Origin of the sequence: Pseudomonas sp. GOM7 (genome assembly GCF_026723825.1) — a bacterium.
Classification (GTDB): Bacteria; Pseudomonadota; Gammaproteobacteria; order Pseudomonadales; family Pseudomonadaceae; genus Aquipseudomonas.
Genome location: NZ_CP113519.1, coordinates 1,969,780 through 1,983,300, shown reverse-complemented (window position 1 = coordinate 1,983,300; position 13,521 = coordinate 1,969,780). Strand labels below are relative to the sequence as shown.

Here is a 13,521-nt window from a genome sequence, read left to right as displayed (position 1 = left end):
AAGAACCGGAGACACCACACCATGTTGCATGCCTCTCGTCAGGCCCTGCCGCCTGTACGTCTGCTTTGCCTGGCCATTGCCGCCACTACCTCCTCCCTGGCCAACGCCGCCTTCATCGAAGACAGCAGCGCCAGCCTCACTGCCACCAACATCTACCTCAATCGTGACTTCCGCCAGTTCGACGGCCAGAACAAGCGCGAAGAATGGGGCCAGGGTCTGTGGCTGGACATGAAATCCGGCTACACCGAAGGCACCGTGGGCTTCGGCCTGGATGCCATGGGCTTGCTGGGGATCAAGCTCGACTCGGACAAGAAACGCGCTGGCACCGACCTGCTGCCCGTGCAGGACGATGGTGGCACCCCCGACGAATTCAGCCGCCTGAGCGCCACCGCCAAGGTGAAGATTTCCGCCACCGAACTGCGCTACGGCTCGCACGTGCCGGAGCTGCCGGTGGTCAAGGCCAGCGACAGCCGCCTGCTGCCGCAGGTATTCGAGGGCGGCCTGCTGACCTCCTCCGAACTCCAAGGCCTGACCTTCACCGGCGGTCGCCTGGACAAGGTGATCGACCGTGCTTCGACCAACTCCGAGAAGATGCTGCTCAACAGCAAGAACCGCCGCTTCGCCGGCGGTGTCGAAGCCGACCACCTCGACCTGGCCGGCCTGGACTACCAGTTCGCCAAGGGCATCACCGGCCGCTACTACTTCGCCGACCTCGACGACATCTACAACCAGCACTTCTTCGGCCTGCTCACCAGCCACCAGCTCGGCACTGGCACCCTGAACAGCGATGTGCGCTATATCGTCAGCCGCGACAGCGGTGCAGCGAACGCCGGCAAGGTGGACAACCAGGCCTTCAACGCCATGCTCAGCTACGGCCTGGGCAGCCACAAGTTCGGCCTGGGCTTCCAGAAAATGGGCGGCGACACCGGCTACGCCTACATCGACGGCAGCGACCCCTTCCTGGTCAACTTCGTGCAGATCAACGACTTCGCCAACGCCGACGAGCGCTCCTGGCAAGCCCGTTACGACTACAACTTCGCCAGCGTTGGCGTGCCCGGCCTGACCTTCATGACCCGCTACATCCGCGGCGACGATGCGCAGATTGCCGGCAGCGATGATCGTGGTGGCGAATGGGAACGCGACATCGAGTTCAAATACGTGGTGCAGAACGGCCCGCTCAAGGATCTCTACGTGCGCGTACGCAACGCCAGCTTCCGTTCGGACTTCGCCCGCGACGCGGACGAGAACCGCATCATCGTCGGCTACACCCTGCCGATCTGGTAAACAACAACAAGCCCTGCGAGGACTGAAAACATGAAATCCATGCTGACCCGCGCCGCATTGGCGACTGCCTGCCTGGCCTTCGCCGGCCAACTGCTGGCCGCCGAGCCCAAGCGCCCCGAGTGCATCGCCCCGGCCAAGCCCGGTGGTGGTTTCGACCTGACCTGCAAGCTGGCCCAGAGCGGCCTGAAGGACAGCGGCCTGCTCAAGGCGCCGATGCGCGTCACCTACATGCCGGGCGGCGTCGGCGCCGTGGCCTACAACGCCGTGGTTGCTCAGCGCGCCAAGGATCCGGGCACCATCACCGCCTTCTCCTCGGGCTCGCTGCTCAACCTGGCTCAGGGCAAGTTCGGTCGCTACGACGAAAATGCCGTGCGCTGGCTGGCGGCCATCGGCACCGACTACGGCGCCATCACCGTGCGTGAAGACGCGCCCTGGAAGACCCTCAACGACCTGGTCGATGCGCTGAAGAAAGACCCGAGCAGCGTGGTATTCGGCGCCGGCGCCACCATCGGTGGCCAGGACTGGATGCAAACCGCGCTGATCGCCCGTGCTGCCGGCATCGACCCGAAGAACCTGCGCTACGTCGCCTTCGAGGGCGGTGGTGAAACCCTCACCGCCATGCTCGGCAACCACGTCCAGGTGACCTCCAGCGGCCTCGGTGAAGTGACCCCGCAACTGGCTGCCGGCAAGGTGCGCATCCTCGCCGTGCTGTCCGACGAGCGCCTGCCGGGCAAGCTGTCCAACATCCCCACCGCCAAGGAACAGGGCTTCGACATCAGCTGGCCGGTGATCCGTGGCTTCTACATGGGCCCGGAAGTACCCGACGAAGACTTCAACTGGTGGAAAGGCCAGTTCGACAAGATGCTGGCCCGCGACGACTTCGCCACCCTGCGCGAACAGCGTGACCTGTTCCCGCTGTCGATGACCGGTGAAGAACTGGACGCCTTCGTGCACAAGCAAGTGCAGGACTACAAGGCCCTGGCCGGCGAGTTCGGTCTGATCCAGTAACACTCAGCGCAACCCGTGCTCGGCCGCCCTCTGGCGGCCGCAGCCCTTGAGGTAAATCTCCATGTACGTCCGCCTGTTCTCCGCGATCTGGTTGCTGCTGTGCGCCTGGCTCGCTGTCGTCGCCTGGGGCTTCCAGGCCCCCTTCGCCTACGACCCGGTCGGCCCGCGCGCTTACCCATTGCTGCTGCTCGGCCTGATGGGCGCCGGCAGCCTGTGGCTGGTGTTCAAGCCCGGCATGCTCGATCAACGCCTGGATATTCCCACCGCCCTACGCAGCGCCCTGTGCATCGCCGTGCTGCTGGTCTATGCGCTGACCTTCGAGCCCCTCGGCTTCGTACTCAGCACGGCCCTGTCGACCTTCCTGCTCGGTCTGCTGTTCACCGGCCGCCTCGTTCCCTGCCTGATCAGCGCTGTGCTGATGGGCGTGTTGCTGTACGTATTGTTCGATCTGCTGCTGGACGTGCCCCTGCCGCTCGGCCTGCTTGAAGCCTTCGTGGAGAGCTGAAATGGAAACCCTTAACTTCCTCATGCAGGGCTTTGGCGTCGCCACGCAGCCGCAGAACCTGCTGGTGGCGCTGTTCGGCGCTTTCGTCGGCACCGTGGTCGGCCTGCTGCCGGGCCTGGGCCCGATCAATGGCGTGGCGCTGCTGCTGCCGCTGGCCTTCGCCCTCGGCCTGCCACCGGAAACCGCGCTGATCCTGCTCGCCGCCGTGTACCTGGGTTGCGAATACGGTGGCCGTATTTCCGCCATCCTGCTCAACGTGCCGGGCGACGCCGCAGCCATCATGACCACCCTCGACGGCTACCCGCTGGCACGTCAGGGCAAGGCCGGCATCGCCCTGTCGCTGTCCGCAGTCAGCTCCTTCATCGGCAGCATGATCGCCACCTGCGGCGTGGTGCTGTTCGCCCCATTGCTGGCGAAATGGGCGGTAGCCTTCGGCCCGGCCGAATACTTCGTGCTGATGGTCTTCGCCATCGCCTGCCTCGGCGGCATGGTCGGCGACAAGCCGGTCAAGACCCTGATGTCGGCGCTGATCGGCCTGGCCCTGGCCACCGTCGGCGTGGACTCGACCACCGGCGTATACCGCTTCACCTTCGACAGCGTCAGCCTGTCCGACGGCATCCAGTTCGTCATCGTGGTGATCGGCCTGTTCAGCGTCAGCGAAATCCTCCTGATGCTGGAGAAGACCCACACCGGTCAGGCAGCGGTGAAGGCCAGCGGTCGTCTGCTGTTCAACTTCAAGGAATTCTGCTTCGCCTTCTGGACCATGATCCGCAGCGCCCTGACCGGTTTCGTCATCGGCACCCTGCCGGGTGCCGGCGCCACCATCGCCAGTGCCATGACCTACATGACCGAAAAGCGCATGGCCGGCGACAAGGGCCGCTTCGGCGAGGGTGACCTGCGTGGCCTGGCCGCGCCAGAAGCCGCCAACAACGCCTCGGCGTGCGGCTCGCTGATCCCCATGCTGACCCTCGGTGTACCCGGCTCGGGCACCACCGCGGTGATGATCGGCGCCCTGACCCTGTACAACATCACCCCGGGCCCGCTGCTGTTCGAGCAGCAACCGGATGTGGTCTGGGGCCTGATCGCCTCGCTGTTCATCGGCAACATCATCCTGCTGGTGATGAACATTCCGCTGGTCGGCCTGTTCTCGCGCATGCTCGCCGTGCCGAACTGGATTCTGGTGCCGGCCATCACCGCCGTCAGCCTGGTAGGCGTGTATGCCGTGCATAGCACCACCTTCGACCTGGTGCTGATGGTACTGCTTGGCGTGTTCGGCTACATCCTGCGCAAGCTGGACTTCCCGCTGTCCTCGCTGATCCTCGGCTTCGTCCTCGGCGAGATGATGGAAGACAACCTGCGCCGCGCCCTGTCGATCTCCGCTGGTGAGCTGTCGATCCTCTGGAGCAGCCCGATCACCCTGGCGCTGTGGGGTCTGACCGTACTGATGCTGGCCCTGCCGGGCATCCGCTGGATGCGTCGGCGCAAGCAACGCAAGGCACAGGCTGATGCCGCTACCGCGTGACCTGTGGGTAACGCCGCTGACCGGAGCGGTCGGCGGTTACCTGGCCAGCCTTGCCGGCTGGCCTTTGCCGTGGATGGTCGGTTCCTTGCTGGCGGTGATCCTCGTGCGCTGCCTGGCCAACCGCGCCTTCAGTGAACTGCCGGGCGGGCGCAAGGCCGGCCAATGGCTGGTGGCCAGCGGCATCGGCTTGCACTTCACCAGCGAAGTGCTGGAACAGGTCATCAGTCATTTCCCGGTGATCGTCATGGGTGCCATCGGCACCACCCTGCTCAGCCTGATCGGCATTGCCATCCTGCGCCGTGCCGGCGTCGACCGCGCCACGGCCTTCTTCGCCAGCATGCCCGGTGGCGCCAGCGAGATGGTCAACCTGGCGCTGCGCCACGACGCGCAACCGGCCCGGGTGGCCGCCGCGCACAGCCTACGCCTGCTGCTGGTGGTGCTGTTGATTCCGGCCATCTTCACCTGGAGCCTGCCGGACGTTCCCGCGCCGACGCGCGCCCCCGTGGACTGGGCGTGGCTCGCCGTGTTGCTGGCGGCCGGCGCCGTGCTGGCGATGCTGTGGGGCCGCCTGAAACAACCCAACCCCTGGATGCTCGGCCCGCTGACCGTCTGCGCCGTGGCCAGTGCCGCCTTCGACCTGCACCTGGGGCTGCCAGCAGGCCTGGGCCAGTTCGGCCAGTGGTTGATCGGCTGCGCCCTGGGCTGCCACTTCGACCGCGCCTTCTTCCGCAGCGCGCCGGGCTTTCTCGCCCGCGTGCTGGCCTTCACCCTGCTGGCCATGCTCACCGCCGCCCTGCTCGGCGAAGCGCTGGGCTGGCTGGCCGGCGAGGATCATCTGTCGCTGATGCTGGGCATGATGCCCGGCGGCATCACCGAGCTGTGCCTGACCGCCGAGGCCCTGCAATTGTCTGTGGCACTGGTCACCGCGTTGCAGGTGCTGCGATTGTTCCTGGTGATGTTTCTCGCCGAACCCTTATTCAAGCTCTGGTGCAAGAACCACGTTTAGCCCGCCTCGTGCGGGCTCTTTTTTTGATGCCGCAAAAAAAACGGCAGCCCAATCGGACTACCGTTCTCGAACCTGGAGAAAAAGCCGGTGCAGGGCACCCGCTACAACCTCACCTGCATTCTTTCTGAATGCCGGATGAGTGTGACAAAAGCCGGGACGAACGTCCGTTTATCTTTGTTGCCGCCTGCAAAGAAATGTAAACGGCAGATGACTGGCGAGTTCCCGTCGCGGCACAATGCCGGCCCATGAACGACCATAACCCCGCCTGCTGCACCGCGCTCGACGCGCATGACCCGCTGCCCCGCCCACTGGCTGGCAGCCACCTGATCAGCACCCGCTTCGACCCCGCCCTGCTGCAGGCCGATGACTTCCAGCGCTGCGGCATCACGCCGGTGCCGGGCGTGGCCAAGCGTCAGAGCGAATACCTGGCAGGTCGCCTCTGCGCCCGCGAGGCCCTGCGCCGGCTGACCGGCCAGGCCAGCGTGCCGGCGGTCGGCAGCGACCGCGCGCCGCAATGGCCACAGGGTGTGGCCGGCTCCATCACCCATGGCGATGGCTGGGCTGCCGCGCTGGTGGCCCATCAGGCGCAGTGGCGTGGCATCGGCCTGGACGTGGAACAGCTACTGCCGGCCGAGCGAGCGCTGCGCCTGCAGGGTGAGATCCTCACCGAGGGCGAGTTGCAGCGCCTGCAGGGCCTCGACGACGACACCCGCGCCCTGCGCATCAGCCTGACCTTCTCGCTCAAGGAAAGCCTGTTCAAGGCCCTTTACCCGCTGACCCTGACGCGCTTCTATTTCCACGATGCCGAGCTGCTGGAGATCGACAAACACAGCGCACGTCTGCACCTACTGACCGACCTGAACCACGAATGGCGGCATGGCACCGAGCTGGACGGCCAGTTCGCCCTGTTCGAGGGCATGGTGCTGAGCCTGGTGGCAGTGGCGGCCGGATAGATAAGCGGTGCGCGCGGCGCACCCTACGGATCTGCGCCACGAATGGCGGCTTGGCACCGAGCTGGACGGCCAGTTCGCCCTGTTCGAGGGCAAGGTGCTGAGCCTGGTGGCAGTGGCGGCCGGATAGATAAGCGGTGCGCGCGGCGCACCCTACGGGGCGTCGGTAGGGTGCGCTATGCGCACCAAGCTCAGCACGCCACCGCGCCCTACTCACCCTGACGACGTGGCCACACCAGACTGAAACGGGCGCCGCCCAACGTCTCACTCTGGCCGATCTGCGCCCGCCCGCCATGCCAGTAGATGATCCTGCGCACGATGGACAGGCCCAGGCCATGCCCACCCGAAGCCCGCGTGCGGCTGTCGTCCAGGCGCAGGAAGGGGCTGAACAGGCGCTCCCAGGCCTCCTGCGGTACCCCTGGGCCATCGTCCTCGACGTCGATGCGGCAACGCTTGTGGCCCAGGCGGCAACTGATCAGCACCCGCCCCTCGGCGTAGCGCATGGCATTGCTCACCAGGTTCTGCAACGCCCGGTGCAGGTAGCGCGGCTCGGCCTCGACCCAGCAACTGTCCTCGCCGAGCACGCTGACCAGTGGCGCTCGCTGAACCTGCACGCTGCCCCGCAGCGGTGCCAGCTCCTCGATCACCTGATCGATCAGGCCGCAGAGCTCCACCTGCTGGAAGTTCAACGCCGGCGAGCCCTGCTCCAGGCGGGCGTAGGTGAGCATCTCGTCGACCAGCTTGTCGAGATCCTGAATGTCGCTGTCCATGCCATCCATGTACTTGCGCCGCGCCTTGTCGCTCTCGGCATCGGCGATCATCTCCAGGCCGAAGCGCAGGCGCGCCACCGGCGTGCGCAGCTCGTGGGACACCGCGCGTACCAGCTCACGCTGGGTGCTCAGTGAGCTCTGCAGGTGTTCGGCCATGGCGTTGAAGCTACTGGCCAGGCGCCCGACCGAGTCGGCGCCACGGGTCGGCACACGGGCGTCCAGGCGGCCACTGGCGATATGCGTGGCGGCGCTCTCCAGCACCCGCAGGCGCTGCTCCAGAGAGCGCACCAGCAGGTAGACGATCAGGCCGATCAGGCTCAGGCCCAGGGCCCCGATCAGCACCAGCAGTTGCGGCGGATAGGGGTTCATCTGGTACAGCGGGCCGATCTCCAGCACCCAGGGGGTGTCGACGATGCCGGAGAACACATAGATGGAATCACCGCCGCGGCCCAGCGCCATCACCGTATCGCCTTCATCGATGCGGCGGCGTTGATCGAGGTCGAGCCGCGCGTCCTCCAGGCGCACCAGATGCAGGTCGAAGCCAAACTGCTTGGCTTCCTTGAGCTCGGCCAGGCGCTGCGGCTGCTCCGCCACCGGGTAACGGATCAGCTCGTCGATCAGCAGGTAATTGGTGGCCCGCGCCAGTTGCTCGCTGATCTGCTGCACTTCGCCGGTCAACAGCAGCGGCGCCTTGCCCTCAAGCAAGGCATAGACCCTCGCCGAATGCGGCCCGGTCTGGCGCACCAGCACGTTACCGCGCTGCATTTGCTTGCGCTCGCGGCTGTCTAGCTGCGCTTCGTCCAGCACCTGTAGCTGCAGGGGAATGCCCAACAGCCGCGACCAGACCACTAGCGCACGGCGCCGCTCCACCTCGTCCATGCTCTTCAGGTTGTCGGCCATCAGGCGGAAGGTGCCGCGCGCCAGGCCCTCGCGATACTGGTCGCTGCGCACTTCGTTGACCAGATGCAGCGTACCCACGCCAAGCAGAGCCACCAGCACCAGAGCGGCGAGCATGCCGCCGTAGATGCGCAGGAAGATGGAGTTCATCGCCGCACCCACTGCTGGCTGAGCAGGCCGAAGTTGTCCAGGCTGATATAGCGCCCGTCCTGATACTCGCACTCGCGGCGCACGCCCTCATGGCTGAAGCCCAGGCCGCGCAGCAAGGCGCTGCTGGCGACGTTGTCGGTGTCGACCATCGCCTCGATACGGTGCAGACCCATGGCCGCGAAGCCATGGCTGACGATGGCCTCGACGCACTCGCGCATCACGCCGCCACGCCAGTGTTCGGGCATCAGCCAATAGCCCATCTCGGCGCGCCGGTGGCGTGGCTCCCAATCATTGAAGCCGCATGCGCCCAGCAGCTCGGCTGGTGCCTGCGCGCGGCAGATGCCCCACCAGATGCCGGTGCCTTCGAGCCACTGCTCGCGGTACCAGTCCATCTGCTCCTGGGTCGCCGCCAGCGTGGCGTAGGACACCCCGTAGTAACGGATCACCTGCGGATGGGACAGCCCCTGGAAGATGGCGCGGATATCCTCCTGGACGATTTCCCGCAACTGAAACCGCGGGGTGGTCAGGGTGGGGAACGCCGCAGCCGCGGCCGCTCGGCGACTGTTCGACGGCACCTTCACGACAGCCCCTCGGCCGCCTCCCGTACGAACAGGTAGCCCTTGCTGCGTACCGTCTTGATCAGCCGTGGGTGCATCGGGTCATCACCGATCTTGGGGCGGATACGCGAGATACGCACATCAATGGAGCGATCCTGGCCATCGTATTCGATGCCACGCAGGGCGTTGAAGATTTCCTCGCGGGAGAGGATGCGCCCGGCATTGACCGCCAACAGCCAGAGCAGATCGAACTCGGCGCTGGTCAGCTCGATGCCCTGGTCGCCCAACCAGGCCTCACGCATCGCCTTGTCGATGGCCAGCGGGCCGAACTGCAGGCGGCGCGGCTCGCCATCCTCACGTTCGGCCTCGCTGCCTTCGCGGCGGCGCAACAATGCGCGAATGCGTGCCAGCAGTACACGCGGGCGTACCGGCTTGCACACGTAATCGTCCGCGCCCATCTCCAGGCCGAGCACCTGATCCATGTCATCGGTGCGGGCAGTCAGCATCAGGATCGGCCCCTTGTAGCCGTCGCGTACCTTGCGGCAGATGCTCAGGCCGTCCTCGCCTGGCAGCATCAGGTCGAGCACCACCAGATCCGGCTGCTCGGCCAGAATGCGCGCCGCCGCACGGCCGCCGTCGGCCTCGATGCTCACGCGCAGGCCGTTGCCCTCCAGGTACTCCTGGGTCAACTGCGCCAGGCGCTGATCATCCTCGACAATGAGGATCTGCCACCCTTCTCGTTCCACACCCCACCTCGCTGCTTGGCGAACGGCGCTCATTCTAGGGGCTGTTAGCATTTCGAGGCGAGCGGCATTGCTGCACCAAATGGCCCCAGGCTCGGGCGGATCGACCGGCCTCGACGGCTACGCGCCTGCCCTGCCCCACGTAAAAACTAGCCCCGGCGCGAGCGTGCGCGAAACGGCAACAGACCCTAGATATAGTGTTAGGCTGTGCGTCAGCGAACGGCCTCGTCACCTGGCTATCTGCCGCCCATCGAGGGCGACGAGCGGTCATCGGCGGCCTGAGCCAGAGTACATGCGGGCTTGGCCGCAGGCACCCACAAGGCACGCACATCTTATCCACAGGTTGTTCCGTTGCGAGCGCCTTGCAATGCCTCAAGCAGCGCACTATCTTGTATCCCCATTGCACGGCACCCACCAGATATTGGGTCGCAGGGAAAAACAGGACACAAAAAAAGCACAACGCGCAAGTCCTTGACGCCAGGTTTTTTCCACTGTTTTTGCCAAGTACATTGCATAAGCCTAGCCGTGATGCGGGCTATGCCCACCCAGGCCGCCATACAGGCGCCTGAGGCTGAGTCAGGCGACGAGCCGAATCGTGCGCCGAACACTATATGTAGTAGGCGAGCTGCGGTAATGCCTCGCTTTGCGTCGAGCGCCAGGACGGCCATCGGGCTTCCTGCGAACGCAGCCGATGCAGGCGCTTCGCACGCAGCCTGGCAGCGCCCAGCCTGCCCGCTCTTGCACCACCCCGTACCCGGCTCAAGCCGTGTGCGGCTTAGTTGTTAATGGAATGAACGGCGGACAAGGCACGGTTTCCAATCGTGATGTCCAACCTGAAAATTACAGAACACGGAGATCTCCATGCATACCGACACCACTCGCGAGAACCCGCAGGCCGTGGCGCCGCAGGCCGCCGATTCCGCCCAGGATCTGGCTGCCACCGCCCCCGGCCAACTGCGCGTGATCAAGCGCAACGGCACTGTCGTCCCCTACACCGATGACAAGATCACCGTCGCCATCACCAAGGCCTTCCTCGCCGTGGAGGGCGGCACCGCTGCCGCCTCGTCGCGTATCCATGACACCGTCGCGCGCCTGACCGAACAGGTCACCGCCACCTTCAAGCGCCGCATGCCCTCCGGCGGCACCATCCATATCGAAGAGATCCAGGATCAGGTCGAACTGGCCCTGATGCGTGCCGGCGAACAGAAAGTCGCCCGCGACTATGTGATCTACCGCGAAGCCCAGGCCAACAAGCGCAAGGCCAGTGCTGGCAGCGAAATCGCCCAGCCGCACCCGAGCATCCGCATCACCAACGCCGCTGGCGACCTGCAACCGCTGGACATGGGCCGCCTGCAGACCATCATCCGCGAAGCCTGTGAAGGCCTGGCCGAAGTCGATGGTGCGCTGATCGAGCGTGAAACCCTGAAGAACCTGTACGACGGCGTGGCCGAGAAGGACGTCAACACCGCCCTGGTGATGACCGCCCGCACCCTGGTCGAGCGCGAGCCCAACTACAGCTACGTCACCGCCCGCCTGTTGATGGACAACATCCGTGCCGAGGCCCTGAGCTTCCTCAGCATCGCCGGTAGCGCCACCCATCACGAGATGGCCGAGCTGTATGCCAAGGCCCTGCCCGCCTACGTCGAAAAAGGCGTGGAGTTCGAGCTGCTGGATGCCAAGCTCAAGACCTTCGACCTGGAGAAACTGGGCCGCGCCATCGATCACGAGCGCGACCAGCAGTTCACCTACCTGGGCCTGCAGACCCTGTACGACCGCTACTTCATCCACAAGGACGGCATCCGCTTCGAGCTGCCGCAGGTGTTCTTCATGCGCGTGGCCATGGGCCTGGCCATCGAAGAGCCGAAGAACCGCGAAGAGCGCGCCATCGAGTTCTACAACCTGCTGTCCTCGTTCGACTACATGGCGTCCACCCCGACCCTGTTCAACGCCGGCACCCTGCGCCCGCAGTTGTCCTCCTGCTACCTGACCACCGTGCCGGACGACCTGTCGGGCATCTACGGCGCCATCCACGACAACGCCATGCTGAGCAAATTCGCCGGCGGCCTGGGCAACGACTGGACGCCGGTGCGCGCGCTGGGCTCCTACATCAAGGGCACCAACGGTAAATCCCAGGGCGTCGTGCCCTTCCTCAAAGTGGTCAACGACACCGCCGTGGCGGTCAACCAGGGCGGCAAGCGCAAGGGCGCGGTGTGCGCCTACCTGGAAACCTGGCACATGGACATTGAGGAATTCCTCGAGCTGCGCAAGAACACCGGTGACGACCGTCGTCGTACCCACGACATGAACACCGCCAACTGGATTCCCGACCTGTTCATGAAGCGCGTCTTCGAGGACGGCAAGTGGACCCTGTTCAGCCCGAGCGAAGTGCCGGATCTGCACGACCTGACCGGCAAGGCCTTCGAGGAGCGCTACGAGTACTACGAAGCCCTGATCGAGTACGGCAAGATCAAGCTGTACAAGACCATTCAGGCCAAGGATCTGTGGCGCAAGATGCTCTCGATGCTGTTCGAGACCGGCCACCCCTGGCTGACCTTCAAGGACCCGTGCAACCTGCGCAGCCCGCAGCAGCACGTGGGCGTGGTACACAGCTCCAACCTGTGCACCGAGATCACCCTGAACACCAACAAGGACGAGATCGCCGTCTGCAACCTGGGTTCGGTCAACCTGGTCAACCACATCGTCGATGGCAAGCTGGACATCGAGAAACTCGGCCGCACCGTGAAGACCGCCGTGCGCATGCTCGATAACGTCATCGACATCAACTACTACAGCGTGGATCAGGCGCGTAACTCCAACTTCAAGCACCGCCCGGTCGGCCTCGGCCTGATGGGCTTCCAGGACGCCCTGTACCTGCAGCACATCGCCTACGGTTCCGACGCTGCCATCGAGTTCGCCGACAAATCGATGGAAGCCATCAGCTACTACGCCATCCAGGCCTCCTGCGACCTGGCCGAAGAGCGCGGCGCCTACAGCACCTTCGAGGGCTCGCTGTGGAGCAAGGGCATCCTGCCGCTGGACTCGCAGCAGATCCTGATCGAGTCCCGTGGCCAGAAGTACATCGACGTCGACCTGTCCGAATCGCTGGACTGGGCGCCGGTACGCGAGCGCGTGAAGAAAGGTATTCGTAACTCGAACATCATGGCCATCGCGCCGACCGCGACCATCTCCAACATCATTGGCGTGTCGCAGTCCATCGAGCCGACCTACCAGAACCTGTACGTGAAATCGAACCTCTCCGGCGAATTCACCGTGATCAACCCCTACCTGGTGCGCGACCTGAAGAACCGCGGCCTGTGGGATCCGGTCATGGTCAACGACCTCAAGTACTACGACGGCTCCGTGCAGCAGATCGAGCGCATCCCGCAGGATCTGAAAGACCTGTACGCCACCGCCTTCGAGGTAGAAACCAAGTGGATCGTCGACGCCGCCAGCCGTCGCCAGAAGTGGATCGACCAGGCGCAGTCGCTGAACCTGTACATCGCCGGCGCTTCGGGCAAGAAGCTGGACGTGACCTACCGCATGGCCTGGTACCGTGGCCTGAAAACCACCTACTACCTCCGTGCCCTGGCCGCCACCAGCACCGAGAAGTCCACCATCAACACCGGCAAGCTCAATGCTGTTTCCGCCGGTGGTGACGAAGGCTTCTCGGCCAAGGCCCAGGCCCCTGCCCAGCAGGCCGCCCCGGCCCCGGCGCCAGTGCCGAAGGCGTGCGCCATCGACGAACCCGACTGCGAAGCTTGTCAGTGATCTAAGCGCGTGGATCTGAGCGGCGCCCGCGTCGTTGCCTGGTAGGCCGGCCCCCATCACGTACTGAAGTACGCTCAGGGGCTCCAGCCTACCAGGCGCCTAGCGCTCACTCGCTCAGCTACACGCTCGCACCGAGTGCGTTTAGTTCCCTCTCCCGCTTGCGGGAGAGGGTTAGGGAGAGGGAAAGCTTTTGTAGGAGCGGATTTATCCGCGATATTCCCCCTCCCCACTAAATTCCCGCCCTCCTCCCTCCGGGGTCGAGCGGCACAGGCCGGCAGGCAACCCACCGCCTGCTGACCAGCGGTACCCGTTTACCCTTGCGCGCATCACGCAACGGAACATAATTCAAAGCATCTGTATA

General features: G+C 64.9%; 10 protein-coding genes. 7 read left to right on the top strand and 3 right to left on the bottom strand.

Annotated features, from left to right (window positions below; all coding sequences use genetic code 11):
* Nucleotides 1-21 precede the first annotated feature (21 nt).
* From OU800_RS08965 to OU800_RS08940, 6 genes are all read left to right on the top strand, one after another.
* Nucleotides 22-1,284: an OprD family porin gene (locus tag OU800_RS08965; protein WP_268183020.1), complete on the top strand. Its 1,263-nt coding sequence runs from the start codon at nt 22-24 to the stop codon at nt 1,282-1,284.
* A 30-nt stretch (nt 1,285-1,314) separates the two neighbouring features.
* The gene (locus OU800_RS08960; protein WP_268183017.1) at nt 1,315-2,292 is read left to right on the top strand and encodes a Bug family tripartite tricarboxylate transporter substrate binding protein; all 978 of its coding nucleotides are present in this window, start codon (nt 1,315-1,317) and stop codon (nt 2,290-2,292) included.
* A 61-nt stretch (nt 2,293-2,353) separates the two neighbouring features.
* On the top strand, nt 2,354-2,797 hold the full coding sequence (locus OU800_RS08955) for a tripartite tricarboxylate transporter TctB family protein (protein WP_268183015.1): 444 nt from the start codon (nt 2,354-2,356) through the stop codon (nt 2,795-2,797).
* Between the two features lies 1 nt (nt 2,798).
* Nucleotides 2,799-4,319, top strand: coding sequence for a tripartite tricarboxylate transporter permease (locus OU800_RS08950; RefSeq protein ID WP_268183013.1), 1,521 nt, complete (start codon nt 2,799-2,801; stop codon nt 4,317-4,319).
* The gene (locus OU800_RS08945) at nt 4,303-5,325 is read left to right on the top strand and encodes an AbrB family transcriptional regulator (protein WP_268183012.1); all 1,023 of its coding nucleotides are present in this window, start codon (nt 4,303-4,305) and stop codon (nt 5,323-5,325) included. Before OU800_RS08950 ends, OU800_RS08945 begins: the two co-directional genes overlap by 17 nt.
* A 245-nt stretch (nt 5,326-5,570) precedes the next feature.
* On the top strand, nt 5,571-6,278 hold the full coding sequence (locus tag OU800_RS08940; protein WP_268183010.1) for a 4'-phosphopantetheinyl transferase family protein: 708 nt from the start codon (nt 5,571-5,573) through the stop codon (nt 6,276-6,278).
* 206 nt (nt 6,279-6,484) lie between these two features.
* Here the strand turns inward: OU800_RS08940 and OU800_RS08935 are convergent, their stop codons facing one another.
* The 3 genes from OU800_RS08935 to OU800_RS08925 are packed head-to-tail and all read right to left on the bottom strand — an operon-like array spanning nt 6,485 to nt 9,395.
* Complete coding sequence (locus OU800_RS08935; RefSeq protein ID WP_268183009.1) at nt 6,485-8,092, bottom strand: ATP-binding protein; 1,608 nt, start codon at nt 8,090-8,092, stop codon at nt 6,485-6,487.
* Nucleotides 8,089-8,673, bottom strand: a complete 585-nt coding sequence (locus OU800_RS08930) for a GNAT family N-acetyltransferase (RefSeq protein ID WP_268183007.1) — start codon at nt 8,671-8,673, stop codon at nt 8,089-8,091. The genes OU800_RS08935 and OU800_RS08930 overlap by 4 nt, the downstream gene beginning before the upstream one ends.
* The gene (locus tag OU800_RS08925) at nt 8,670-9,395 is read right to left on the bottom strand and encodes a winged helix-turn-helix domain-containing protein (protein ID WP_268183004.1); all 726 of its coding nucleotides are present in this window, start codon (nt 9,393-9,395) and stop codon (nt 8,670-8,672) included. Before OU800_RS08925 ends, OU800_RS08930 begins: the two co-directional genes overlap by 4 nt.
* 858 nt (nt 9,396-10,253) lie before the next feature.
* On the opposite strand from OU800_RS08925, the gene OU800_RS08920 reads away from it, so the two are divergent.
* The gene (locus OU800_RS08920; RefSeq protein ID WP_268183001.1) at nt 10,254-13,160 is read left to right on the top strand and encodes a ribonucleoside-diphosphate reductase subunit alpha; all 2,907 of its coding nucleotides are present in this window, start codon (nt 10,254-10,256) and stop codon (nt 13,158-13,160) included.
* The last annotated feature ends 361 nt before the right edge of the window (nt 13,161-13,521 follow it).

Excerpts from the sequence above, each read along its gene's own strand:
- OU800_RS08965 (WP_268183020.1), top strand. The coding sequence starts at position 22 with ATGTTGCATGCCTCTCGTCAGGCCCTGCCGCCTGTACGTCTGCTTTGC.
- OU800_RS08920 (WP_268183001.1), top strand. The coding sequence starts at position 10,254 with ATGCATACCGACACCACTCGCGAGAACCCGCAGGCCGTGGCGCCGCAG.
- OU800_RS08960 (WP_268183017.1), top strand. The coding sequence starts at position 1,315 with ATGAAATCCATGCTGACCCGCGCCGCATTGGCGACTGCCTGCCTGGCC.
- OU800_RS08945 (WP_268183012.1), top strand. The coding sequence starts at position 4,303 with ATGCCGCTACCGCGTGACCTGTGGGTAACGCCGCTGACCGGAGCGGTC.
- OU800_RS08940 (WP_268183010.1), top strand. The coding sequence starts at position 5,571 with ATGAACGACCATAACCCCGCCTGCTGCACCGCGCTCGACGCGCATGAC.
- OU800_RS08955 (WP_268183015.1), top strand. The coding sequence starts at position 2,354 with ATGTACGTCCGCCTGTTCTCCGCGATCTGGTTGCTGCTGTGCGCCTGG.
- OU800_RS08935 (WP_268183009.1), bottom strand. The coding sequence starts at position 8,092 with ATGAACTCCATCTTCCTGCGCATCTACGGCGGCATGCTCGCCGCTCTG.
- OU800_RS08950 (WP_268183013.1), top strand. The coding sequence starts at position 2,799 with ATGGAAACCCTTAACTTCCTCATGCAGGGCTTTGGCGTCGCCACGCAG.